The organism is Aeromonas eucrenophila (assembly GCF_000819865.1).
GTDB lineage: Bacteria > Pseudomonadota > Gammaproteobacteria > Enterobacterales > Aeromonadaceae > Aeromonas > Aeromonas eucrenophila.
In genome coordinates this window covers 57,140-80,198 of the sequence record NZ_CDDF01000006.1, presented here as the reverse complement: position 1 = coordinate 80,198, position 23,059 = coordinate 57,140, and the positions used below count along the sequence as shown (strand labels likewise).

Genomic DNA, 23,059 nt, shown 5'->3' with positions numbered 1-23,059 from the left:
AGACACTTAATATGATTGCGCATAAAAATACCCCCAATGCAGTGGTGCGAAAGAGGGCTGCCCAGCTGTTGCCGCTCTCCTGTTTGCTGGCTGGTCTGCCGGTTCTGGCTGCGGAACAAGTAGAGAAAGAGCAGGCCAAGACCAACGAGACCATGGTGGTGACTGGTACTGCCATGAAGATCGACGTGCCCATGGCCGAGACGGCCCGTGCCGTCTCCGTGGTCAACCGCGAGGAGCTGGATCAGCACGCCGTGCAGCAGCTCGACGAGTCCGTGCGTTACCGTGCGGGCGTGCTCACCGGTCTCTATGGCTCAGACAACAACACCGACTGGTTCAAGGTCCGTGGTTTCGATGCCGCCTCCTATCTGGATGGCAACCGCCTGTTCAGCACCGGTTATTATGTCTGGACACCCGAGCCCTTCGGCATGGAGAGCGTGGAACTGCTGAAAGGGCCGGCCTCCATCCTCTACGGTGAGGCCCCTCCCGGCGGCGTGATCAATGCCATCAGCAAGCACCCCACCGAGACCCCCCAGGGCCTGGTCAATCTGCAGCTGGGCAACCGGGATCTGCGTCAGGTCGGGGTTGATTTCTCCGACGAGCTGACCGACAACAGCCGCTATCGCATGGTTGCTCTCTATAAAGAGCGTGACGGCGTGCTGGATGGCACCTACAACGAGCGCACCTATCTGGCACCGAGCGTGACCCTGGATATCTCGGATCGCACCAGCCTGACCCTGCTTGGCAGCTTCCTCCACGACGAAGGGGTGCCGACCAACGGCTTCTTCCCCGTCTACGGTACCCTCAATACCGAGGGTGGCCAGATCGATCCCAGCACCAACCTGAGCCAGCCGGATTACGATCGCAACCGCAACACCCAGATCTCCGCCGGCTATGAGTTGGCCCACGAGATCAATCAGACTTGGGAGTTCAAGCAGAACGTCCGCTTCAACTACAACGATCTGCTGCTGCGCCAGACCTATATCTTCCCGACCTATCAAGGCACCACCGCCTACCGTGGCTTGGTCTACCGTGATGGGGACACCAAGAGTGCCACCATGGACAACCAGATGGTGGGTTACTGGAGCACGGATCGCACCGAGCAGACCCTGTTGATGGGGATCGATCTGCAGCGCCACGTGAACGAAGGGGTCGAGGCCGACAACTACACCATGGGATCCATCGATACCATGAACCCGGATTACAGCGGCTTCCCCGGCTTTGATGAGTCCACCGCCACCTATCAGAAGAGCACCAAGGGCCAGAGCGGCCTCTATGCCCAGCACCAGATCCGCTGGGATGATCGCTGGTTGCTGACCGCCGGTGGTCGCTTCGACTACGTGGAGACCCACAACATCAGCGAAGCCAAGAGCAAGGACGAGAAGCAGTACGACGACAACCTCTCGCTCTCCGGCAGCCTGATGTACCTGGCCGACAACGGCCTAGCTCCTTACTTCACCTATGCGGAGTCGTTCGAAGTGCTGGCTGGGATAGATCCCAACACCGGTAGCTCCTACAAGCCGCTGGAAGGCAAGCTGTACGAAACCGGCATCAAGTATGCGCCGAGCTTCCTCGATGGTTACATCAACCTGGCGCTGTTCGATCTGGAGCAGACCAACTCGCTGGTCTCCACCGGTACCGGCCAGCAGACCCAGGCCGGTAAAGTGACCTCCCAGGGTGTCGAGCTGGAAGGGAGCGTGCAAGCCACAGCCGCACTGCGCCTGACCGCTGCTTATACCTACACCGATGCCAAGACCAACGACACCGGCAATGGCGATCGTCAAGCCAGCCTGATCCCGCGCCACCAGGCCTCCTTCTGGGGCAACTACAAGGTGCAGCAAGGTCCTGTCTCCGGGCTCGAAGTCGGCACCGGGGTGCGCTACATCGGCTCCAGCGTCGGTATAGGCGCCGTGGATGCCAACTACAACCCCATCTATGGTTCGGCCCAGGTGCCGGCCCAGACGGTGTGGGATGCGATGATCGGGTATGACTTTGCCAAGAACTGGCGTGCCCAGATCAACGTCAACAACCTGCTGGACGACACCTACGTAGCGAGCTGTGATTACTACTGCTACTACGGTGAGCCGCGCAGCATAGTCGGCACCGTCAACTACCGCTGGTAAGATACAGGCCGGGCGGGAGCATTAGCTCCCGCCCTCCTTCTTTTTGTACACAGGCCTGTCATGGAACTCTTGTCACTCGTTTACCGCCAATACCGTTGGCCCTTCATCGTCATCAGCCTGCTCAGCCTGCTCAGTGCAGTGAGCGGGATAGGTGTTATTGCCTTTATCAATCAATCCCTTATCGAATCAATTGGCGACCCGCTACCGGTGCTCGGCCAACTGCTTGGTCTCATTCTGCTGCTGCTGGTGATCACGCTCGGCTCTCAGCTGGCTCTGACCACACTCGGTCATCATTTCGTTTATCGTCTGCGTGGCCGCCTGCTCAAACAGCTGCTGGACACCGATGTCGCCCGCATTCGCCAGATAGGGCAGGGGCCGCTGCTGGCCTCCCTCTCCAGCGACATCGGCCAGATCACCATCGCCTTCGTGCGCCTGCCGGAGCTGGTGCAGGGGCTGGTGCTCACCCTGGGCTCAGCCCTCTACCTCGGTTGGCTGTCGCCGGCCCTGCTCGGCGTCACCGCACTCTGGGTTACCTTCACCATGGTGGTGGGCTGGCTGCTGGTGAACCATGTCTATCGCCACCTGTCCCGCATGCGGCAGGCCGAAGACAAGCTCTATCAGAACTATCAGGCCATCATCGCCGGCAGCAAGGAGCTGGCGCTCAACCGCGAGCGTGCTCACTTCGTCTACCACCAGCTCTATGAGCGCAATGCGCAGGATTATCGCCGCCACATCATCAGCGCAGATACCTATCACCTGAGCGCGGTGAACTGGTCGAACATCATGATGCTGGGGGCCATAGGTCTGGTGTTCTTCCTGGCCAACGGCCTGGGCTGGGCCAACACCAACGTGGCCGCCACCTTCGCCCTGACCCTGCTGTTCCTGCGTACCCCCTTGTTGCAGGGCATAGGCGCCTTGCCGACCCTGATCGCCGCCCAGGTGGCGTTCGACAAGATAGCGACCCTGACCCTGGCCGAGCCGGATCCCGCCTTCCCGTTGCCGCCGGCCCCTCATGCCTGGCAGCGTATTCAGCTGGAGGAAGTGAGCTTCCACTATCAGGGAGAGGGTGGCTTCGCCGTGGGCCCCATCAATCTCACCATCGAGCGGGGGGAGCAGATCTTCATCATCGGGGGCAATGGCTCCGGCAAGTCGACCCTGGCCATGCTGCTGACCGGGCTCTATCAGCCGGTCTCTGGCCGGATCCTGCTGGATGGCGAGCCGATCGCGGATCGCAACGCCTATCTGGCGTTGTTCTCCGCCATCTTCACCGACTATCACCTGTTCCAGCACCTGCTGGGGCCAGAGCCGAAGCAGGCACTGATCGCCGAGTGGCTGGAGCGGCTGCAGATGGGCAGCAAGCTGCGCATCGAGGACGACTTCATCACCGATATCGAACTCTCCCAGGGCCAGCGCAAACGGGTCGCCCTGCTGCTGGCGCTGGCGGAGCAGCGCGAGATCATGCTGTTCGACGAATGGGCCGCGGATCAGGATCCCCAGTTTCGCCGCATTTTCTATCAGGTGCTGTTGCCACGGCTGAAGGAGATGGGCAAGACGGTGATCGCCATCAGTCACGACGATCTCTACTTCTCCCAGGCGGACCGCCTGCTGGAGATGCGCCAGGGGCAGCTCACCGAGCTGACTGGCGAACGGCGCGAGCGGGTCAGCCAGGATGCCGTCGCCCATCTGGATAGCGAGGTGCCGGTCTGACACCGGCCGCAAGGGGGAGGTGAGAGCCTGCCCCCTTCAGTACAGGAATGAATCATGTTTGAGATGAAAGCCGCCAGCTTTGCGGTGAACGACCGCAAACTGCTGCACCCCACCGACCTGCGCTTCGAGCAGGGCCAGGTCTATGGCCTCATCGGCCACAACGGCTCCGGCAAGTCCACCCTGCTCAAGTTGCTGGCCCGCCAGCAGCCCCTGAGCGATGGCGAGATCCTGTTTGATGACAAGCCGCTGCCCGACTGGAGCAACAGGGACTTCGCCCGCCAGGTGGCCTATCTGCCACAACATCTGCCGAGCGCCGAGAATCTGCTCGGCCGGGAGCTGGTGGAGATGGGGCGCTACCCCTGGCGTGGCCTGCTGGGCCGCATGGGGGAGGAGGATCATAGCCAGGTCGACAAGGCCATCGCCCTCACCCATACCGAGCGTTTCGCGGATCGGCTGGTGGATACCCTGTCCGGTGGCGAGCGGGGGCGGGTCTGGCTGGCCATGCTGCTGGCCCAGGAGAGCCGCTTCATCCTGCTGGATGAGCCGCTGGCCGCCCTGGACGTGGCCCATCAGGTGGAGGTGCTCACACTCGTCAAGCAGTTGAGCCGGCAGCTCAACCTCGGGGTCATCATCGTCATCCACGACATCAACATGGCCTCCCGTTTCTGCGATCAACTGGTGGCGCTGCACAGCGGTCGCTTGCTGATCCATGGTGAGCCGGAACAGATCATGACCAGCGAGACCCTGCACGCCATCTATGGCATCCCCATGGAGGTCATTCGCCACCCGGCCCATGACCACGCCATCGCCATCGTTTAGACAAGGTTCGCTATCTTGAGAGCTTCATTGAAAAAGGCGGGTTGGCTGCTCTGCCTGTTGGCACCGCTGGCTGCGCAGGCCGGTCCGGCGAGCAACGCCAGCGGCGATACTGCTCCGTCTGGCGAGCACCAGGCTGTGCCCCGCATCGCCACCGTCGACTGGACCATAGCCGAGACCCTGCTGGCGCTGGGCGTGACCCCGCTGGCGATGGGGGATGTGGAGTCCTATCGCGCCTGGGTGGGAGAGCCAAGGCTGCCCGCCGAGGTGGTGGACATAGGCCTGCGGGCCCAGCCCAATCGCGAGCTGCTGGCCGAGCTAAAGCCCGATCTGATCCTCATCTCACCGCTGGCGGCGCCCCTTGAGCCGACCCTGTCGCGTATCTCACCGGTGCAATCCATCGCGCTCTATGAACCCGATACCGATCTGTGGCAGCGGCTGCACGAGGCGACCCTGACCATAGCCGAACTGGTGGGCAAGACTGCCGAAGCCGAGCGACAGCTCGCCACGCTGGAGCGGGATCTGGCGCAGATGAAGGGACAACTGCCCGGGGATCTGCCGCCCCTGTTGGTGGTGCAGTTCATCGATGAGCGCCATGTGCGGGTATTTGGCCGCCACAGCCTGTTCGAGGCGGTGATGAACCGGCTGGGTCTGCGCAATGCCTGGCAGGGGGAGACCAATGCCTGGGGCTTCTCGGTCGCCAGTCTCGAGCAGTTCCTGTCCATTTCACAGGCCAGGCTGGTGGTGGTCGATCCCGTGCCCGTGGGGGTGAGCGAGCGTCTGCAGGAGCCCGGGCTGTGGCAGCATCTACCACTGGTTAAGCAGGCTCCGGTAATACATCTGCCTGCTACATGGAGCTTTGGTGGCATGCTCGCCGCCCGCCGCTTCGCTACCTTGCTGAGTGAGGCCCTGCAGGGCGAGGCCGGCACCGATTTGGTCACCCAGGGAGCCGCCCGATGAACCGCGCTATCTCTTCCCCCTTGCAGCGCCCGGGACTCGCTCTGCTGGCGCTGACGCTGCTGCTGGCCGGTGGTGAGTTGGCGCGCCAGCTGCCGCAGGCACTCTGGTGGCAGGCCCTGTTCTCGCCCCAGCTGGATGATGCCCGCCAGGCGGTGATCCACTTCAGCTGGTTGCCGAGGCTGGCGATCTGTCTGCTGGCCGGCGCAGCCCTCGGACTGGCCGGCACCCTGTTGCAGCAGGTGCTGCGCAACCCGCTCGCGTCCCCCACCACCCTGGGGGTCGCCTCCGGCGCCCAGTTGGCGCTGATGGTGGTGACCCTGTTTGCCCCCTCCTGGCTGTTGCTCGGCCGGGAGTGGATCGCCATGGCCGGGGGCAGCCTCGCCATGGGGCTGGTGTTTGCCCTGGCCTGGCGCCGTCAGCTCAACCCTGTGGTCATCGTATTTGCGGGCCTGGTGATCAACCTCTATCTGGCGGCCATCAGCATGGGGCTGCTGCTGTTCTTCCAGGAAGAGTTGAAAGGCCTGCTGGTGTGGGGCAGTGGCTCACTGGCCCAGAACAGCTGGAGCGGCGTCGGCTATCTGCTGCCGCGTCTGGCGGTGGCCGGCTTGCTGGCCGCCTTGCTGATCCGCCCGCTCGCGGTGCTGGAGCTGGACGACGCCAGCGCCCGCAGTCTCGGAGTCTCCCTCAAGCAGTTGCGCTTCGCCGGGCTCGGCCTCGCGGTCTTCGTCACCGCCTGCGTGGTGAGCGTGGTGGGGCTGATCGGCTTCATCGGGCTGGCGGCGCCGGCCATGGTGCGGATGCTGGGGGTGAGACGACTCGGCCAGCGTTTGCTGTGGGCCCCCATCCTGGGGGCTCTGCTGCTGGCGGCCACCGATCTGCTGTTGCAATCCTTGAGCCGGTTCTGGCCGGTGCTGATCCCGACCGGCGCCATGACGGCGCTGCTGGGGGCACCGCTGCTGCTCTGGCTGATCCCGCGCCTCTCCTTCAAGTCCGGAGCCCCCAGAACCGGCGGGGGACTGCTGGTGGAGCGCCACCCAGCACCGCGTCGCCTCATCGGTCTGATGCTGGTCGGCTTGGTCGTTGCCATCCTGGGCTCCCTGCTGTTTGGCCAGGGGATGCACGGTTGGGATTGGCCGAGCTGGCTGCGTTGGCAGGCCCAGCTGGAGTGGCGCCTGCCACGCACCCTGGCGGCCGGTGCGGCCGGCGTGCTGCTGGCGCTGGCGGGCACCCTGTTGCAGCGGGTCAGCAACAATCCCATGGCGAGCCCGGAGTTGCTGGGGGTGAGCGGCGGCACCTTCATGGGGGTGATAGCGACGGCCTTGCTGCTGCCCGCCTTGCCACTGCCCATGTTGCTGCTGGGAGGCCTGCTGGGGGCCTTCGGTAGCCTGTTGCTGCTGGTGCTGGTCAATCGCAAGCACGGCTTCCAGCCGGAGCGGATCCTGCTGTCCGGCATCGCCATCACGGCGCTGTTCGAGCCGCTGCAGGCCATAGCACTCGCCAACGGCGATCTGCGGGTGCAGCAGCTGCTCTCCTGGATGTCCGGCTCCACCTATTACGTCACCCTGCCGGTGGGCTATGGCCTGACTGGGCTGGCGCTGCTGATGCTGGGGGTCTGCCTGCTGGTGAGCCGCTGGCTCGATCTGATGCCCATGGGACCGGCGGTGGCTACGGCCCTCGGTATCCGCCTCAACCGTGCCCAGCTCATCATACTGCTGCTGGTGGCGGTGCTCACCGCCAGCGCGACCCTGGTGATAGGCCCGCTCTCCTTCGCCGGCCTGCTGGCGCCGCACATGGCCAAGCTGATGGGGCTGGTGCGGGCGCGCTGGCACCTGCTCGGTGCGGCCGGTTGCGGCGCCCTGCTGATGGTGCTGGCGGACTGGGTCGGCCAGCAGGTGCTGTTCCCGCAGGAGGTGCCGGTCGGGCTGGTCTCCACCCTGTTAGGGGGCGCTTACTTCATGTGGTGCCTGCGCCGGCTATAGGTTTTCGCAGAAAAAACGCACAAAAAAGCCCGGGATGAACCCGGGCTTTTTATTGTCTGCCGTGCGGCGTTATTTGCCGATGCAGAAGCTGGAGAAGATGCGGCCAAGCAGATCGTCCGAGCTGAATTCACCGGTGATCTCGGATAACGACTCCTGCGCCAGGCGCAGCTCCTCGGCCACCAGCTCACCGGCCACGTAGACCTCAAGCTGCTCTTTCGCCACCAGCAGCCGTTCGGCGGCGCGCTCCAGCGCATCCAGGTGGCGACGGCGGGCCATAAAGCCCCCCTCGGTGTTGCCCTGGAAGCCCATGCAGGCCTTCAGGTGCTCCCGCAGGGCGGGCAGCCCCAGCTCGGTCTTGGCGGAGATGCGGTAGACGGCGTGGCCCAGTTCCTGGCTCGGTGCCAGATCCTCGCCGGTCAGATCGGCCTTGTTGCGCACCACCGTGAGGCCGATGTTTTTTGGCAACCGATCAACAAATTCCGGCCAGATCTCGTGGGGGTCTATGGCATCGGTCGTGGTGCCATCCACCATAAACAGCACCCGATCGGCCTGTTCTATCTCGGCCCAGGCGCGCTCTATGCCGATCTGCTCCACCTTGTCCTGGGTATCGCGCAGGCCGGCGGTGTCGATGATGTGCAGCGGCATGCCATCCAGGTGGATGTGCTCGCGCAGCACGTCGCGGGTGGTGCCGGCAATTTCGGTGACGATGGCGGACTCGCGGCCGGCCAGGGCGTTGAGCAGGCTCGACTTGCCGGCATTGGGACGACCGGCGATCACCACCTTCATCCCTTCCCGCAGCAGGGCGCCCTGCTTGGCCTCGCCACGCACGGCATCCAGCTCGTCCATGATGGCGTAGAGATCCCCCGCCACCTTGCCGTCGGAGAGGAAGTCGATCTCCTCGTCCGGGAAGTCGATGGCGGCCTCCACGTAGATCCGCAACCGGGTGAGACTCTCCACCAGCTGCTGCACCTTGCCGGAGAACTGGCCCTGCAGGGAGTGCATGGCGCTGCGGGCGGCCTGCTCGCTGGAGGCCTCGATCAGATCGGCGATGGCCTCGGCCTGGGCCAGATCCAGCTTGTCGTTGAGGAAGGCGCGCTCGCTGAACTCGCCGGGGCGAGCGGGGCGGATGCCGTCAATCTGCAGGATGCGACGGATCAGCATGTCCAGGATGACAGGGCCACCGTGACCCTGCAGCTCCAGCACGTCTTCGCCGGTGAAGCTGTTGGGGGCCTTGAACAGCAGGGCTATGCCCTGATCCAGCGGCTGGCCCTGCTCGTCATTGAACGGCAGATATTCGGCGTAACGCACTCGAGGCAACTTGCCGAGTACCACCTCGGCGACCTGTTGGGCGGCGGGGCCCGAGACCCGGACTATGCCGACGCCACCCCGACCGGGGGCGGTGGCCTGTGCCACGATCGTATCTGTTGTCATGTGCTTGACTCGTCTGTTCGGTGATTGCGGACATTGTAATAAAAAAGGCGGCCCGAAGGCCGCCTCTTTTGTCATCGAGGAAGATTAGCTGCGGGTGTGCAGGCCTTTCTTCTCCAGCTGACGATAGATGATGGTCTGCTGGGTGATGGAGATGACGTTACTCACCAGCCAGTACAGGGTCAGACCAGCCGGGAACCAGAGGAACATGAAGGTGAAGATGATCGGCATGAACTGCATCACCTTCTGCTGCATCGGGTCGGTAATGGTGGTCGGGCTCATCTTCTGCAGATACCACATGGAGGCACCCATGAGGATCGGCAGTACGAAGAAGGGGTCCTTCACCGACAGGTCGGTGATCCACAGGGCGAACGGCGCATGACGCAGTTCAACCGACTCCATCAGTGCCCAGTAGAGGGCGATGAAGATGGGCATCTGCACCAGGATCGGCAGACAGCCACCGAGCGGGTTGACCTTCTCCTTCTTGTACAGCTCCATCATGCCCTGGGACATCTTCTGGCGATCGTCACCGAAGCGTTCCTTGAGCGCAGCCAGCTTGGGTTGCAGCATGCGCATCTTGGCCATGGAGGTGTACTGGGCCTTGGTCAGCGGGAACATGATACCGCGCACCAGCAGGGTCAGCATGATGATGGCCACACCCCAGTTCTGGACGAAACCGTGGAACACGGTCAGCAGCCAGTGCAGCGGTTGGGCGATGAACCAGAGCCAGCCGTAGTCGACGGTCAGGTCGAGGTGGTTTGCCACCTTGGCCATCTGGTCTTGCAGCTTGGGACCAACCCACAGCTTGCTGCCCACTTCGGCTTGTTGGCCGGCGGCTACGTCAACCAGTGGCGCCTTGTAGCCGATGATGGCCTGGTCTTTACCCGGGATCACGCGGCTGTAGAAGCTGTTGGTGTCGTCGGCATTCGGCGCCCAGGCAGAGACGAAGTAGTGTTGCAGCATGGCGACCCAACCACCCTTGGTGGTCTTGTTCAGGTCGGCATCCTTCATCTCGTCGAAGGTGTATTTCTTGTAGCGGGTGTCTTCGCTGGAGAAGGCACCACCACGGTAGGCGCTGGCCACCATGGCATGACCTTCCTGATCCTTCGGCGTGGTCACGGTCTGCTTCAGCTGACCATAGAACTGCACCTGAACCGGTTCGGCGGATTTGTTGTCGATCTTGTAATCGACGCCAATCGCATAGTCACCGCGCTTGAGCACGAATTCCTTGGTGAAGACCACACCCTTGCTGTCGGTCCAGGTCATGGGAACCACGACTTGATCCTGACCGTCGGCCAGCTGGTAGCTGGTCTGGGCGGCTTCATAGGTAGGACGACCCTGAGGCTGGCTGTCCGGGCCATCACGACCCACCAGGCCGCTCTGGGCAACGTAGATGTGCGCAGGTTGGCTGGTCAGCAGCGTGAACGCCTGTTCCTTGCCTTCTTCCAGCTTGTGGGCCAGCAGTTCGGCAGAGACGATGTCACCACCCTGGGTATCCAGGGTCAGCTTGAGTACGTCGGAGGAGACAGTCACAAGCTTGCGTGCGGCGGTGGCGTTGGCTTGCTCGGAAACCTGAGGAATATCACCGGTCTGACCGGCTTCAGGCACGAAATGTTCGGTTTGGGCCACGGTAACCGGGGCGGGCTTCGGAGCCTTGTCGGACTCCCACTGTTGCCAGAGCAAGAAGCTCACGAACAGCAAACCGATCAGAAGTAAATTGCGTTGTGATTCCATAGTCTTCAGTTTCTTCGCTTTGGTTGCGGAACCGGGTCATAACCACCCTCGGATAAGGGATGGCATTTTAATAGACGTTTGCTAGCTAACCAAACGCCTTTTATGAAACCGTGAAGTCGGATGGCTTCTATCGCAAATTGGGAACAAGTCGGAGTGAAACGGCAGCGCGGCCCGAGCAGGGGACTAATGATTAGCTGATACAGGCGTATCAGTTTGATAGCTACCCATTGCAACGGCGTGACAGAGTGCGCCATAGCTTTTCCAGTAACTTGAACAACTCCTCGTTATCCATCTCTTTGACGCCACCCTTGGCGATAACGACGATGTCGATAGCGGGCAGATTGGCCTGATTGAGACGGAAGCTCTCCCGTACCACTCGTTTGACACGGTTACGCCAGACCGCACGCTTGAGTGCTTTTTTGGGCACGGCGAGGCCAAGACGGGGATGTTCGAGAGTGTTGGGGCAAGCAAGAAGTGTAATTTGCGGAGAAGCGGCCCGGACAGGCTCGGCGAAAACGCGTTTGAAGTGTTCGGGAGTTAACAGACGTAACTCCCGAGAGAAGGTGTGCTGGGTAGGCATTAGACTACCAGGCGGGCACGACCCTTGGCACGACGAGCGGCCAGAACCTTGCGACCGTTGGCAGTAGCCATGCGAGCGCGGAAACCGTGAGAGCGCTTGCGCTTCAGGTTGGACGGTTGAAAAGTACGTTTCATGATTCGATTCCGTATTTCTGTACAGTTTTGATTGTCACACTTAGCCGACGCGCCAGCTATAGCGTGTGACGACTAGCAAAAGAGGCCGAATTCTAAACAGAGTTCGGCTTCTCGTCAATCCGCCGCACCCCTCATCTTGCACTGACTCATCAAAGAGACGGTGAAAGCTGACAGGATCCGAAGGATCAAGGGTCCCGAATTATACTGGCAACCCGGGGTTAAACAAGGATCCTCCAAGAAAAAAGGCGGCAAGGCCGCCAAAGAGAGAGCTATTTAAGCACTTTCCGCAGGAATTCCCGGGTACGGGGATCCTGCGGATCGACCAATATCTGGCTCGGTGGGCCCTGTTCCACGATCCTGCCTCCTTCCATGAAGATCACCCGATCGGCGACATCACGGGCAAACTCGATCTCGTGGGTCACCACCACCATGGTCTGGTGCTGGCTGGCGAGCAGTTTCATCAGGCCCAGCACTTCATCGACCCATTCGGGATCCAGTGCAGAGGTGGGTTCATCGAACAGAATCACCTTGGAGTGGGCCGCCATGGCGCGCCCTATGCCGACGCGCTGCTGCTGGCCGCCTGACAGTGACGCCGGGTAGGCATCCTGCTTGTCGGCGAGCCCTATGTCCTTGAGGATGCCCAGCGCAGTGGCGCGGGCCTCCGCCTTGGGCTGCTTCCAGACGGTGATCAGCCCTTCGGCGATGTTGTCCAGCGCCGTCTTGTTGGCAAACAGGGCGTAATTCTGGAACACGAAGGAGGCGCGCTTGCGCAGTTCGATGGCCTGCTGCTCGCTGGCACGGGCCAGATCCAACTGCAGGTCGTCGATGGCAAGTGCACCGGCATCCGGGGTCTCCAGCAGGTTCAGGCAGCGCAACAGGGTCGATTTACCGGTCCCCGAGGGGCCGATAATGACCACTATTTCCCCCTTCTTGACCTCCAGATCGATGCCGTTGAGCACCTGATTGCCGTGAAAGGCCTTGGACAGGCCGCTAAGTTTGATCATCGGCCCTCCTTAATAGGCGCGGTTAAGACGCACTTCCAGCAGATGCTGCAAGCGGGTGAAGAAGATGACCACGACCCAGTAGACCAGCGCCACCGCCATGAAGCTCTCAAAGAACTTGAAGGAGGAGGCGGCTTCCATCTGCGCCTTGCCCATGATCTCCGCGACCCCCAGGGTGAAGGCCAGGGAGGTGCTCTTGATCATGTCGATGAAGTAGTTCATCAGAGACGGAGTCGCTATGCGGGCCGCCTGCGGCAGTATGATCCGCTGCATCGCCTGGTAGCGACTCATGCCGATGCTGAGGGCTGCCTCCATCTGGCTCTTGTGGATGCCCAGAATGGCGGCCCGAATCGACTCGGCCATGTAGGCGGCGAAGTGCAGGGTCAGGCCTATGATGGCGGCGGTAAAGGCATCCATCCCCACGAAGACGGGGAACAGTTGCGGCAGGCCGTAATAGAGCAGGAACAGCTGGACGAGCAGGGGAGTACCCCGAAAGAACGAGATATACAGCATCGCCAGCCAGTGAATCGCGGGAACGCGAAACACCCGCACTATCGCCAGGGCCAGCGACAGTACGAGTGCCAATACGAATCCCCACAGGGCCATTTCCATCGTGGTGCCCAGATACTTGAGCAGGATGGGGAACAGCCCGAGCGTGTACTCGAGATCGAAATGCATCATTTATTTAGTGGTGATGTCCGCAGCGAACCATTTTTCGGAGATTTGACGCAGGGAGCCGTCTTTACGCATGGCGGTCAGGGCATCGTCAACTTTCTTCAGCACGGCCTGTTTTTCCGGGGTCTTCAGGAAGGGCAGGGCGTTCTCGATGGTCTCGAATGGCTTGCCAGCCTGTTGCAGCGGCAGCTTGGATTCCTTGATCAGCTGGGCGGTGGAGACGCGGTCCATCACGAAGGCATCGATGCGGCCCAGGGCGACGTCCTGCTCGAAGCTGGAGTCATAGGTACGAACGTCGATCTTCTTGTTCGGGTCGTTCTTGCGCAGCAGCTCTTCGAAGTTGGAGCCGAGGTTCACCGCGACAGTCTTGCCTTCCAGATCCTTGAGACCGTGGATGCTGTCGTTGCCCTTGCGCACCACGATCTGGGCGCCGTCATAGACATAGGGTTGGGAGAAGGCGTACTTGGCCTTGCGCTCGTCGGTGATGGTGATCTGGTTGGAGATGGTATCGACGCGACCGGTTTCCAGCATGCCGAACAGGCCGGAGAAGCTGGCGGTGACGAATTCGACCTTGTAGCCGGCGCGCTCACCGATCTGGTTCCACATGTCTACCTCGAAGCCCTGCAGCTTGTCCTGCTTGACGAAGGTGAACGGGAAATATTTGCCGGACATGCCGACCTTGATGGTTTCCTGGGCGATGGCCTGGCCAGACAGGGTGGCCAGCAGAATGGCGGCGCCGGATATCAGCTTGATGGTCGATTTCATGGGATTCCTCTCTCTGTAGTTCTGTATTTTTAGTTGTAATAACGGGTTGGCGCAGATGTTATTGGAATAAAATATAAAGAATAAATGATATTTGGTTATATAAAATAACCGGGACAACATGGAAACATTCTGTCCACACCCCAGCTGGGGGCTGTGGGTAACTTTGGGGATGAAATCAGATCCTGGGGCGTTGGATCCTTGAAAGTCAAGGATCTTATTTGCTGGATCCCCGTGGCGGCAACTGGAGATCCAGCCGCTAAAAACGTAGAATAGCCGGTCTTTAGTTAATCAATTGACGGGAGTCTAGAGTGACTGCTTCGCTATGGCAGCAGTGCCTAAACCGGCTGCAAGATGAGTTGCCCTCGGCAGAATTCAGCATGTGGATCCGGCCGCTTCAAGCGGAGTTGAGTGACAATACTCTGACCCTGTATGCACCTAATCGCTTCGTTCTGGATTGGGTACGCGACAAGTACCTGCTCCGGGTCAACGGCATCATCAACGAGCTCTGTGGGGTCGATGGTCCCACCCTGCGTTTTGACATCGGTAATCGTCCCCATCCCGTCGCGGTCGCCAGAGCGCCGACGCGTGGTGCTGCGCCTGTGAATAACTCTCACAAGAGTTGGGAAAGCAAGACGGAAACCAAGCCCGAGCCGAACCACAAGAGCAACACCAACGTGAACTATACCTTCGAGAATTTCGTCGAGGGTAAGTCCAACCAGTTGGCTCGTGCGGCGGCTCGTCAGGTGGCGGACAATCCGGGTGGTGCCTATAACCCGCTGTTCCTCTATGGCGGCACCGGCCTGGGCAAGACCCACCTGTTGCACGCCGTTGGCAATGCCATCAAGGAACGCAAGAAAGACGCCAAAGTCATCTACATGCACTCCGAGCGTTTCGTTCAGGACATGGTGAAGGCGCTGCAGAATAACGCCATCGAAGAGTTCAAGCGTTACTACCGCAGCGTCGATGCCCTGCTCATCGATGACATCCAGTTCTTCGCCAACAAGGAGCGCTCCCAGGAGGAGTTCTTCCACACCTTCAATGCGCTGCTCGAGGGTAACCAGCAGATCATCCTGACCTCGGATCGCTATCCGAAGGAGATCAACGGGGTCGAGGATCGCCTCAAGTCCCGCTTCGGCTGGGGCCTGACCGTGGCGATCGAGCCGCCGGAGCTGGAGACGCGGGTCGCGATCCTGATGCGCAAGGCGGACGAGAACCAGATCCACCTGCCGGACGAAGTCGCCTTCTTCATCGCCAAGCGGCTGAGATCCAACGTCCGTGAACTGGAAGGCGCCCTCAATCGGGTGATCGCCAACGCGAACTTCACCGGCCGCGCCATCAACATCGATTTCGTGCGTGAAGCGCTGCGGGACTTGCTGGCCTTGCAGGAGAAGCTGGTCACCATCGACAACATCCAGAAGACGGTGGCGGAGTACTACAAGATCAAGCTGGCGGATCTGCTGTCCAAGCGCCGTTCACGCTCCGTCGCCCGTCCACGCCAATTGGCGATGGCCCTGGCCAAGGAGCTGACCAACCACAGTTTGCCGGAGATAGGCGATGCCTTTGGTGGCCGTGACCACACCACCGTTCTTCATGCCTGCCGCAAGATCGAGCAGCTGAAGGAGGAGAGTCACGACATCAAGGAAGACTATTCCAATCTGATCCGTACCCTTTCTTCCTGATAACGGAACCGAGTGGACAGATGCAGTTTGAATATTCCAACCTGATCCGAACTTTTTCCTCCTAATCACAACGGAGAGCACAGATGCAGCTCGAAATTAGCCGTGAGGCCCTGTTACGTCCTCTGCAACTGGTGTCCGGTGCCCTGGGCGGCCGGCCGACCCTGCCCATCCTCGGCAACGTCCTGCTCGATGTCAGCAACGGTCTGCTGTCGCTGACCGGGACCGACCTCGAGGTGGAGATGATCGGTCAGGTCTATCTCAACAGCGACAGTCAGGATGGCCGCACCACAGTGCCGGCCCGCAAGTTGCTGGATATCTGCCGCGGCCTGCCGGAAGGGGCGGACATTCGCCTCAACACCGAGGGCGAGCGGCTGATCATCCGTTCCGGTCGTTCCCGCTTCAACCTGTCTACCCTGCCGGCGACCGAGTATCCGAACATCGAGGACTGGGAGTCCGTGCTCGAGTTCGACATCAGTCAGCTGGAGTTGAAGAAGCTGATCGATGCGACCCAGTTCTCCATGGCCAGCCAGGACGTGCGCTACTACCTGAACGGCATGCTGTTCGAGAGCGAGGGCCACGGCCTGCGCACGGTCGCGACCGATGGTCACCGGCTGGCCACCTGCCGCCGCGAGGTGGTGCAGGATTCGCTGCCCGATCATCAGGTCATCCTGCCCCGTAAAGGAGTGCTGGAGCTGGTGCGCCTGCTGGAAGCGGAAGACAAGCCGGTACGGTTGCAGATCGGTCGCAGCAACCTGCGCGCCGCGCTGGACGGTTTCATCTTTACCTCCAAGCTGGTGGATGGTCGCTTCCCTGACTGGCGCCGCGTCATACCGCGGGGCAGTGACAAGGCCCTGATCGCCGGCCGCGAGGATCTGCGCCAGGCCTTCGCCCGTGCCGCCATCCTCTCCAATGAAAAATTCCGTGGGGTGCGTCTCAATTTGCAGCAACATTTGCTGCGCATCACCGCCAACAACCCGGAACAGGAAGAAGCGGAAGAGTTGCTTGACGTACAATACGAGGCTGGCGAGATGGAGATCGGCTTCAACGTCTCCTATGTGCTGGACGTGTTGAATACGTTAAAATGTGACCAGATCCGGATCAGCCTGAGCGATTCCATCAGCAGTGCCATTATTGAGGATTTTGACAGCCAAGATGCTCAGTACGTGGTGATGCCGATGCGGATCTAGTCGTGTCCCTGGTCAAGCTCCAGCTCAGCGACTTTCGCAATATCCAGCAGGCCAGTCTCAAGCTGTCCCCCGGCCTCAACATCCTGGTCGGGTGCAATGGCAGCGGCAAGACCAGCGTGCTGGAAGCCATTCACTACCTCGGTCTCGGTCGTTCTTTTCGTACTCACCTGACCGGGCGGGTCATCCGCCAGGGGGAGCGGGCCTTCACCCTGTTTGCCCAGTGCGAGCTGGAGGGGCGCCAGGTGCCCATCGGGCTCGCCAAGGACAAGAGTGGCGAGACCCAGCTCAAGATCGCCGGGGCCCAGGCCCAGCGGTTGGCCGATCTGGCCGAGCTGTTGCCGGTACAGTTGATCCATCCCGATGGCTTCAACCTGCTGACCGGTGGGCCCCAGGCCCGTCGAGCCTGGCTGGATTGGGGCGTCTTTCATCAGGAGCCGACCTTCTTCTCCCTGTGGGGGCGAGTGCGGCGGCTGTTGAAACAACGTAATGCCCTGCTGCGTCAAAGCAGTCAGTATCGCCAGTTGGCGTTCTGGGATCAGGAATTGGTGCGGCTAGGTAGTGAATTGGCGGCATTTCGCGCCAGTTATTGTCAGGCCATTACGCCTCTGATCAAGGAAATGACGGCGGATTTTCTGCCGGAATTCGACATCAGCCTCGGTTTTTATCGGGGCTGGGAGAAAGAGACTCCCCTCGGCGACTTGCTGGAGGCGGGGTTCGAGCGGGATCGCTCGCTGGGTTACACAGGGGTAGGCCCGCAGAAGGCCGATGTGCGACTCAAGGCGAACGGTGTGCCCGCTCAGGATATTTTGTCCAGGGGTCAGCTGAAGTTGCTGGTCTGCGCCATGCGACTGGCCCAAGGGCTCTATTTGAATCAACATAGCAGCCGTGGCTGTATTTTTTTAATTGATGATTTTGCCTCTGAACTGGATGTCGACAAGCGCCGACTGCTGGCTGCAAGGCTGAAGCAGTGTGCGTCTCAGGTGTTTATCACCGCCATCGATACCGGTCAGCTCGCAGACATGATGGATGCGAGTGACTGCAAGCTGTTCCACGTGGAACAAGGCAAGATCTCCGAAACGTTAGAGAAGGCAGAGAGTAAGCTATGAGTGAAAATACTTACGACTCCTCGAATATCAAGGTGCTGAAGGGCCTGGATGCGGTCCGCAAGCGCCCGGGGATGTATATCGGCGATACGGACGATGGCTCGGGTTTGCACCACATGGTGTTCGAGGTCGTCGATAACTCCATTGATGAGGCTCTGGCTGGCTACTGCTCCGATATTCTGGTCAAGATCCATTCAGACGGTTCCGTCTCCGTACGTGACAATGGCCGGGGCATTCCGGTCGACATCCACGAGGAAGAGGGTCGCTCCGCCGCCGAAGTCATCATGACGGTGCTGCACGCGGGCGGTAAGTTTGATGACAACTCCTACAAGGTGTCCGGCGGCCTGCACGGCGTGGGCGTCTCCGTTGTTAACGCCCTGTCCGACAAGCTGCTGCTGACCATTCGTCGTAACGGGCACGTCTACGAGCAGACCTATCACCTGGGCGAGCCGCAGGCACCGCTCAAGCAGATCGGCGACAGCTCTTCCGGTACCGGTACCGAGGTGCGTTTCTGGCCGAGCCCGACCATCTTCAGCGATACCCTGTATCACTACGAGATCCTGGCCAAGCGTCTGCGCGAACTCTCCTTCCTCAACTCTGGCGTCTCCATCCGTCTGCAAGACGAGCGCGATGGCCGCGAGGTGCATTTCTGCTACGAGGGTGGCATCAAGGCCTTCGTCGAATACCTGAACCAGAACAAGACTCCGATCCACCAGAAGGTGTTCCATTTCTCCACCGAGCAGGACGGCATCGGCGTCGAAGTCGCCATGCAGTGGAACGATGCCTATCAGGAAGGGGTGTACTGCTTCACCAACAACATCCCGCAGCGGGATGGCGGTACTCACCTGGTGGGCTTCCGTACCGCGCTGACCCGTACCCTCAACACCTATATGGACAAAGAGGACTACAGCAAGAAGGCCAAGTCGGCCGCCAGCGGCGACGACGTACGTGAAGGTCTGATTGCGGTCATCTCGGTCAAGGTACCTGACCCTAAGTTCTCCTCCCAGACCAAGGACAAGCTGGTCTCTTCCGAAGTGAAGACCGCCGTTGAACAGGCGATGGGTGAGAAGCTGGCGGAGTTCCTGCTGGAAAACCCGGGCGATGCCAAGATCGTGGTCAACAAGATCATCGACGCGGCCCGTGCCCGTGAGGCGGCCCGCAAGGCGCGTGAACTGACTCGCCGCAAGGGTGCACTGGACATCGCCGGTCTGCCCGGCAAGCTGGCGGACTGTCAGGAGAAAGACCCGGCCCTGTCCGAACTCTACATAGTGGAAGGGGACTCTGCTGGCGGCTCCGCCAAGCAGGGTCGCAACCGCAAGAACCAGGCCATACTGCCACTCAAGGGCAAGATCCTGAACGTGGAGAAGGCCCGTTTCGACAAGATGATCTCCTCGCAAGAGGTGGGCACCCTGATCACCGCCCTGGGCTGTGGCATAGGTCGTGACGAGTACAACCCGGACAAGCTGCGCTACCACAACATCATCATCATGACGGATGCGGACGTCGATGGTGCGCACATCCGGACCCTGCTGCTGACCTTCTTCTACCGCCAGATGCCGGAAATCATCGAGCGTGGCTATGTCTTCATCGCCCAGCCGCCGCTGTACAAGGTCAAGAAGGGCAAGCAGGAGCAGTATCTGAAAGACGAAGATGCGCTGCTGCAGTACCAGACCGCCATGGCGCTGGACGGTGCTACCCTGCACGTCAACGAGTCTGCCCCGGCCATCGGTGGCGAGGCGCTGGAGCGTCTGGTCAACCAGCATCGCGCCGTGTCTCACCTGATTGGCCGCATGTCCCGCCGTGCCCCCGAGGCCGTGTTGACCCAGCTGATCTATCAGCCTGAGTTGAACGAAGCCCTGCTGGCCAGCGAGAGCGACCTGCTGGCCTGGTGCCAGAGCATGGAGGCCGTGCTCAACGAGAGCAACCACGGCGTCCAGTACCAGATCCAGGTACGTCGCGACGAAGAGCGCAGCCTGTTCGTGCCGCACGCCGTGGTGCGTCAGCACGGTGTCGATCGTGAATACCCGATCAGCTACGACTTCCTGCAGTCCGGTGAATACCGTCAGCTGGTTTCTCTGGGCAAGGAGATCGCGAACCTGATCGAGGACGGTGGTTTTATCAAGCGTGGCGAGAAGGTCAAACCGGTCGCCAACTTCGTGGAAGCCGTCGACTGGCTGATGAGCGAAGGCAAACGCGGCATCTACATCCAGCGCTATAAAGGGCTGGGTGAGATGAACCCGGATCAGCTGTGGGAAACCACCATGGATCCGGAAGCGCGCCGCATGCTGCGTGTCACCATCGACGATGCCGTCGGTGCCGACCAGCTGTTCTCCACCCTGATGGGTGATGCGGTTGAGCCGCGTCGTGACTTTATCGAGACCAACGCCCTGCGGGTAGCGAACCTCGACGTCTAACGACTCAGTAGAGCAATAAAAAAGCCGGTCCTCGTGACCGGCTTTTTGTTTTCAGGACTTGGGTATAAAGAGCCACGTTCCACGTGAAACACCCACTCCGATGCGCTGGCGTCAGGCCAGTTCAATCCGGCCCTGAGGTCTGGCTGGTGTTGCCGAGCGGGTTGAGCGGCAAGAGCAGGGTTACAGCCTGTCGCCACGAAAGGTGCGACGCCACTCGCTCGGAGACACCCCGAAGCGGGTGCGAAAGTGCTGGCGCAGGCTGGTGGCCGTCTTCAACCCCACCAGCTCGGCGATGCGCTCCATGGAGTGAGAGCTGGATTCCAGCAACTCCTGGCTGCGCCTGAGCCGCTCGGCCAGCAGCCAGTCACCGACGGAGAGGCCGGTCGCCTGCTGGAAGCGGCGGGTGAAGGTGCGCCGACTCATCAGGCAGTGCTCCGCCAGGCTGTCCAGGTTGTGGGGCTGCGCCAGATGGCCGCGCAGATGATCCAACAGCTGATTCATTCTGGCGTCCCGGGTGGAGGCGGGCACCGGCTGCTCGATGAACTGGGCCTGGCCCCCTTCTCGATGGGGTGGCACCACCAGCCGTCTTGCCAGCTTGTTGGCTATCCGGCTGCCATGATGCTGGCGCACCAGATAGAGGCAGCAATCCAGCCCGGCCGCCGTGCCGGCCGAGGTGATCAGGTTCTCATCGTCCACGTAGAGGGCATTGGTATCGAGCCGCACACCGGGAAAGCGCCGCATGAAGTCCTGCTCGTATTCCCAGTGGGTGGAGGCCCTGCGTCCCTCCAGCAGGCCGGCGTAAGCCAGCACATAGGTGCCGAGGCAGAGCCCCACCACCTGGGCTCCTCTGTCGTGGGCGGCCACCAGGGCGTCGAGCAAGGGTTGGGTCGGGCGCTCGGCCGGATCCCGCCAGAAGGGGACTATGATGATGTCCGCCTCGGCCAGGGCGTCGAGCCCGTGGGGAGGATGGATGAAGAAGCCTTGTGAGGAGCCGGGCTGACGGATGTCGTCACCGGCGCAGAGTCTGAGTTCGAACAGGGGCTGACCCGGCATCATCATGTCGCCGAAGATGAGGCAGGGCACGGCACAATGGAAGGGGCTGAACTGATCGAAGGTCACCACGGCGACTATCGGGCTGGGCATGGCGGTAGACTCCTCTGCTCGTTGCACAAGGATGATAATCTCTGGTCACGAAAAGACGAAGGGCCATGCAGTTGCATGGCCCTCTTGCTCACAGCACCAGGGTCTCACCATCCTCCGGCACCAGTACCCGCTGCTGTATGCCCTGTTCGCCAAGGTAGTCGCGCAGCTCGCGTCGGGACAGCAGGGCATGATTGACGGCCTCCAGGTGGCTGGCGATCAGGGTGGCCTGCGGGGCCGCCTGGTGCACCGCCAGTACGTCCTCCTTGTTCATGATGATGGGGCCGAGCCCGGGAATATGGGCATCGCCACAGTTGAGCACTATCACCTCGGGGTTGTGCCGTGTCATGCTCTGGGCCACCCGCTCGTTCCAGACCGTATCGCCGGCCAGGTAGAGTGTCTTCTCGGTTGGATGGGAGAAGACCACGCCGCAAACCTCTCCCAGCCGCTCTCCCAACACGGCCATGATCTTGTCACTGCCGTGTTGACCTTCCGTCTGTTGCAGCCGGATACCGGCAAATTCCCCCGCGCTGCCCAGCAGGCGCACATCCTGGAAGCCGCTGGCACGCAGGGTATCGGCGTCCTGCTGGTGCTGCGCGAACAAGGGGAGGTGCTTGGGGACCAGCTGCTGCGCCGCGGGATCCCAGTGGTCCAGGTGGTCATGGGTCACTATCACGGCGTCCACCTCGAGCAGGGTCGCCATGGGCAGCGGCAACTCGACCAGGGGATTGCGCAGGTGGCTGTTGGCCATGCCCTCGAAGCCGGGATAGGTTCCCTTGGGTGCCAGCATGGGATCGATCAGGAAGCGGGTTCCGGCGTAGTGGACGAGCAGGGTGGCGTTGCGAACCTGGGTGATTTTCATGGCGTTCTTCTCTGCGGGTTGGGGGAAGTGCAACCAGTATGGCGCCGGGTGAGCGAGGGCATGAGTGGCCCGCGGGCCGATAATCATCACAATCGGGCCAAATTGTAGCGCGAGAGTGAGCGGGGAAAAATTTTTTAAAAATCTCCCTTGAAAGCAAAAAGCTGACCCCTATATAGGTAACAAGGCCGGAACGCTCAATAGAGGTTTCGACCAGGCGCCCGTCCTAATGGAGGGCAAACAATCTGTTATCGCTCAAAAGAGGGTAATACTATGCGTTCTATCGACTTCTCTCCGCTCTATCGTTCTGCCATCGGTTTCGATCGTCTGGCCAATCTCATCGAATCTGCGGCCAGCAATGGCAATGCCGGTTATCCCCCCTACAACATCGAGCAGCTGGGGGACAACGACTACCGCATCAGCATGGCGGTGGCGGGCTTCACCCAGGAGGAGCTGGAGCTGAGCTTCCAGGAAAACCTGCTGACGGTGAAGGGCAGCAAGCAGGTCGATACCGATCGCAACTATCTCTATCAAGGCATCGCCGAGCGAGGCTTCGAGCGTCGCTTCCAGCTGGCCGACTATGTGCGGGTGAAGGGGGCCGATCTGAAGAACGGTCTGTTGCACATCGAACTGGCGCGTGAAGTGCCCGAGGCGATGAAGCCGCGCAAGATCGAGATCAACGGCTAAGAGCCGCTGACTACCGTTTTAAATCCGGTTTCCCGGGTGCCTATGATGGGCCTGTGGAGATTCAAACCTGTTGCTTATTAGAAGGATAGGA

20 protein-coding genes are annotated in these 23,059 nt (G+C 61.0%); 10 read left to right on the top strand and 10 right to left on the bottom strand.

Annotated elements, in window-relative coordinates:
- Positions 1-11: 11 nt before the first annotated feature.
- The 5 genes from BN1124_RS08860 to fhuB are packed head-to-tail and all read left to right on the top strand — an operon-like array spanning position 12 to position 7,582.
- On the top strand, positions 12-2,120 hold the full coding sequence (locus tag BN1124_RS08860) for a TonB-dependent siderophore receptor (RefSeq protein ID WP_042641115.1): 2,109 nt from the start codon (positions 12-14) through the stop codon (positions 2,118-2,120).
- A 60-nt stretch (positions 2,121-2,180) separates the two neighbouring features.
- A complete protein-coding gene (locus tag BN1124_RS08855; RefSeq protein ID WP_042641114.1) occupies positions 2,181-3,827 on the top strand; it encodes a multidrug ABC transporter permease/ATP-binding protein in 1,647 nt (548 codons plus the stop codon).
- Between the two features lie 54 nt (positions 3,828-3,881).
- Entirely contained in the window at positions 3,882-4,646 is a 765-nt protein-coding gene (locus tag BN1124_RS08850) for an ATP-binding cassette domain-containing protein (protein ID WP_042641113.1), read from the top strand.
- Between the two features lie 27 nt (positions 4,647-4,673).
- Entirely contained in the window at positions 4,674-5,603 is a 930-nt protein-coding gene (locus BN1124_RS08845) for an ABC transporter substrate-binding protein (RefSeq protein WP_042641112.1), read from the top strand.
- Positions 5,600-7,582 carry a Fe(3+)-hydroxamate ABC transporter permease FhuB gene (fhuB, locus tag BN1124_RS08840; RefSeq protein ID WP_042641111.1) on the top strand — a complete coding sequence of 661 codons (1,983 nt, stop codon included), beginning with the start codon at positions 5,600-5,602 and terminating at the stop codon, positions 7,580-7,582. Before BN1124_RS08845 ends, fhuB begins: the two co-directional genes overlap by 4 nt.
- A gap of 69 nt (positions 7,583-7,651) precedes the next feature.
- On the opposite strand, the gene mnmE is transcribed toward fhuB, so the two are convergent.
- The 8 genes from mnmE to BN1124_RS08805 form a co-directional block, all read right to left on the bottom strand.
- On the bottom strand, positions 7,652-9,013 hold the full coding sequence (gene mnmE, locus BN1124_RS08835; protein WP_042641109.1) for a tRNA uridine-5-carboxymethylaminomethyl(34) synthesis GTPase MnmE: 1,362 nt from the start codon (positions 9,011-9,013) through the stop codon (positions 7,652-7,654).
- Positions 9,014-9,097: 84 nt separating this feature from the next.
- A complete protein-coding gene (yidC, locus tag BN1124_RS08830; protein ID WP_042641107.1) occupies positions 9,098-10,744 on the bottom strand; it encodes a membrane protein insertase YidC in 1,647 nt (548 codons plus the stop codon).
- 5 nt (positions 10,745-10,749) lie between these two features.
- Positions 10,750-10,998 carry a membrane protein insertion efficiency factor YidD gene (gene yidD / locus BN1124_RS20845; protein ID WP_010672280.1) on the bottom strand — a complete coding sequence of 83 codons (249 nt, stop codon included), beginning with the start codon at positions 10,996-10,998 and terminating at the stop codon, positions 10,750-10,752.
- Positions 10,965-11,324, bottom strand: a complete 360-nt coding sequence (gene rnpA, locus BN1124_RS08825) for a ribonuclease P protein component (protein ID WP_033129678.1) — start codon at positions 11,322-11,324, stop codon at positions 10,965-10,967. The genes yidD and rnpA overlap by 34 nt, the downstream gene beginning before the upstream one ends.
- A complete protein-coding gene (rpmH, locus tag BN1124_RS08820) occupies positions 11,324-11,458 on the bottom strand; it encodes a 50S ribosomal protein L34 (RefSeq protein WP_005307156.1) in 135 nt (44 codons plus the stop codon). The genes rnpA and rpmH overlap by 1 nt, the downstream gene beginning before the upstream one ends.
- A 269-nt stretch (positions 11,459-11,727) precedes the next feature.
- Positions 11,728-12,462 (bottom strand): amino acid ABC transporter ATP-binding protein, encoded by a 735-nt coding sequence (locus tag BN1124_RS08815; protein ID WP_042641102.1) that lies wholly within the window; start codon positions 12,460-12,462, stop codon positions 11,728-11,730.
- A gap of 9 nt (positions 12,463-12,471) precedes the next feature.
- A complete protein-coding gene (locus tag BN1124_RS08810; protein WP_156128218.1) occupies positions 12,472-13,140 on the bottom strand; it encodes an amino acid ABC transporter permease in 669 nt (222 codons plus the stop codon).
- On the bottom strand, positions 13,141-13,899 hold the full coding sequence (locus BN1124_RS08805) for an amino acid ABC transporter substrate-binding protein (protein ID WP_042641100.1): 759 nt from the start codon (positions 13,897-13,899) through the stop codon (positions 13,141-13,143).
- A gap of 308 nt (positions 13,900-14,207) precedes the next feature.
- Between BN1124_RS08805 and dnaA the strand changes: the two genes are divergently transcribed.
- The 4 genes from dnaA (at position 14,208) to gyrB (ending at position 20,282) form a co-directional block, all read left to right on the top strand.
- On the top strand, positions 14,208-15,578 hold the full coding sequence (gene dnaA, locus BN1124_RS08800; RefSeq protein WP_042641098.1) for a chromosomal replication initiator protein DnaA: 1,371 nt from the start codon (positions 14,208-14,210) through the stop codon (positions 15,576-15,578).
- 83 nt (positions 15,579-15,661) lie between these two features.
- A complete protein-coding gene (gene dnaN / locus BN1124_RS08795) occupies positions 15,662-16,765 on the top strand; it encodes a DNA polymerase III subunit beta (protein WP_042641096.1) in 1,104 nt (367 codons plus the stop codon).
- Positions 16,766-16,767: 2 nt separating this feature from the next.
- Positions 16,768-17,871 (top strand): DNA replication/repair protein RecF, encoded by a 1,104-nt coding sequence (recF, locus tag BN1124_RS08790; protein WP_042641094.1) that lies wholly within the window; start codon positions 16,768-16,770, stop codon positions 17,869-17,871.
- Entirely contained in the window at positions 17,868-20,282 is a 2,415-nt protein-coding gene (gyrB, locus tag BN1124_RS08785; RefSeq protein WP_042641092.1) for a DNA topoisomerase (ATP-hydrolyzing) subunit B, read from the top strand. Before recF ends, gyrB begins: the two co-directional genes overlap by 4 nt.
- A 180-nt stretch (positions 20,283-20,462) precedes the next feature.
- On the opposite strand, the gene BN1124_RS08780 is transcribed toward gyrB, so the two are convergent.
- Both BN1124_RS08780 and BN1124_RS08775 read right to left on the bottom strand, forming a co-directional pair.
- Positions 20,463-21,425, bottom strand: a complete 963-nt coding sequence (locus BN1124_RS08780) for a GlxA family transcriptional regulator (RefSeq protein ID WP_042641090.1) — start codon at positions 21,423-21,425, stop codon at positions 20,463-20,465.
- Between the two features lie 88 nt (positions 21,426-21,513).
- Positions 21,514-22,284: an MBL fold metallo-hydrolase gene (locus BN1124_RS08775; protein ID WP_042641088.1), complete on the bottom strand. Its 771-nt coding sequence runs from the start codon at positions 22,282-22,284 to the stop codon at positions 21,514-21,516.
- A gap of 270 nt (positions 22,285-22,554) precedes the next feature.
- On the opposite strand from BN1124_RS08775, the gene BN1124_RS08770 reads away from it, so the two are divergent.
- Positions 22,555-22,968 carry an Hsp20 family protein gene (locus BN1124_RS08770; RefSeq protein ID WP_042641086.1) on the top strand — a complete coding sequence of 138 codons (414 nt, stop codon included), beginning with the start codon at positions 22,555-22,557 and terminating at the stop codon, positions 22,966-22,968.
- Positions 22,969-23,059 lie beyond the last annotated feature (91 nt).

Coding starts and splice junctions, on each gene's coding strand:
- BN1124_RS08780 (WP_042641090.1), bottom strand. CDS start 21,425: ATGCCCAGCCCGATAGTCGCCGTGGTGACCTTCGATCAGTTCAGCCCC.
- rpmH (WP_005307156.1), bottom strand. CDS start 11,458: ATGAAACGTACTTTTCAACCGTCCAACCTGAAGCGCAAGCGCTCTCAC.
- mnmE (WP_042641109.1), bottom strand. CDS start 9,013: ATGACAACAGATACGATCGTGGCACAGGCCACCGCCCCCGGTCGGGGT.
- BN1124_RS08815 (WP_042641102.1), bottom strand. CDS start 12,462: ATGATCAAACTTAGCGGCCTGTCCAAGGCCTTTCACGGCAATCAGGTG.
- BN1124_RS08855 (WP_042641114.1), top strand. CDS start 2,181: ATGGAACTCTTGTCACTCGTTTACCGCCAATACCGTTGGCCCTTCATC.
- rnpA (WP_033129678.1), bottom strand. CDS start 11,324: ATGCCTACCCAGCACACCTTCTCTCGGGAGTTACGTCTGTTAACTCCC.
- fhuB (WP_042641111.1), top strand. CDS start 5,600: ATGAACCGCGCTATCTCTTCCCCCTTGCAGCGCCCGGGACTCGCTCTG.
- BN1124_RS08775 (WP_042641088.1), bottom strand. CDS start 22,284: ATGAAAATCACCCAGGTTCGCAACGCCACCCTGCTCGTCCACTACGCC.
- dnaN (WP_042641096.1), top strand. CDS start 15,662: ATGCAGCTCGAAATTAGCCGTGAGGCCCTGTTACGTCCTCTGCAACTG.
- yidD (WP_010672280.1), bottom strand. CDS start 10,998: ATGGCGCACTCTGTCACGCCGTTGCAATGGGTAGCTATCAAACTGATA.
- yidC (WP_042641107.1), bottom strand. CDS start 10,744: ATGGAATCACAACGCAATTTACTTCTGATCGGTTTGCTGTTCGTGAGC.
- BN1124_RS08850 (WP_042641113.1), top strand. CDS start 3,882: ATGTTTGAGATGAAAGCCGCCAGCTTTGCGGTGAACGACCGCAAACTG.
- BN1124_RS08860 (WP_042641115.1), top strand. CDS start 12: ATGATTGCGCATAAAAATACCCCCAATGCAGTGGTGCGAAAGAGGGCT.
- BN1124_RS08770 (WP_042641086.1), top strand. CDS start 22,555: ATGCGTTCTATCGACTTCTCTCCGCTCTATCGTTCTGCCATCGGTTTC.
- BN1124_RS08810 (WP_156128218.1), bottom strand. CDS start 13,140: ATGATGCATTTCGATCTCGAGTACACGCTCGGGCTGTTCCCCATCCTG.
- BN1124_RS08805 (WP_042641100.1), bottom strand. CDS start 13,899: ATGAAATCGACCATCAAGCTGATATCCGGCGCCGCCATTCTGCTGGCC.
- gyrB (WP_042641092.1), top strand. CDS start 17,868: ATGAGTGAAAATACTTACGACTCCTCGAATATCAAGGTGCTGAAGGGC.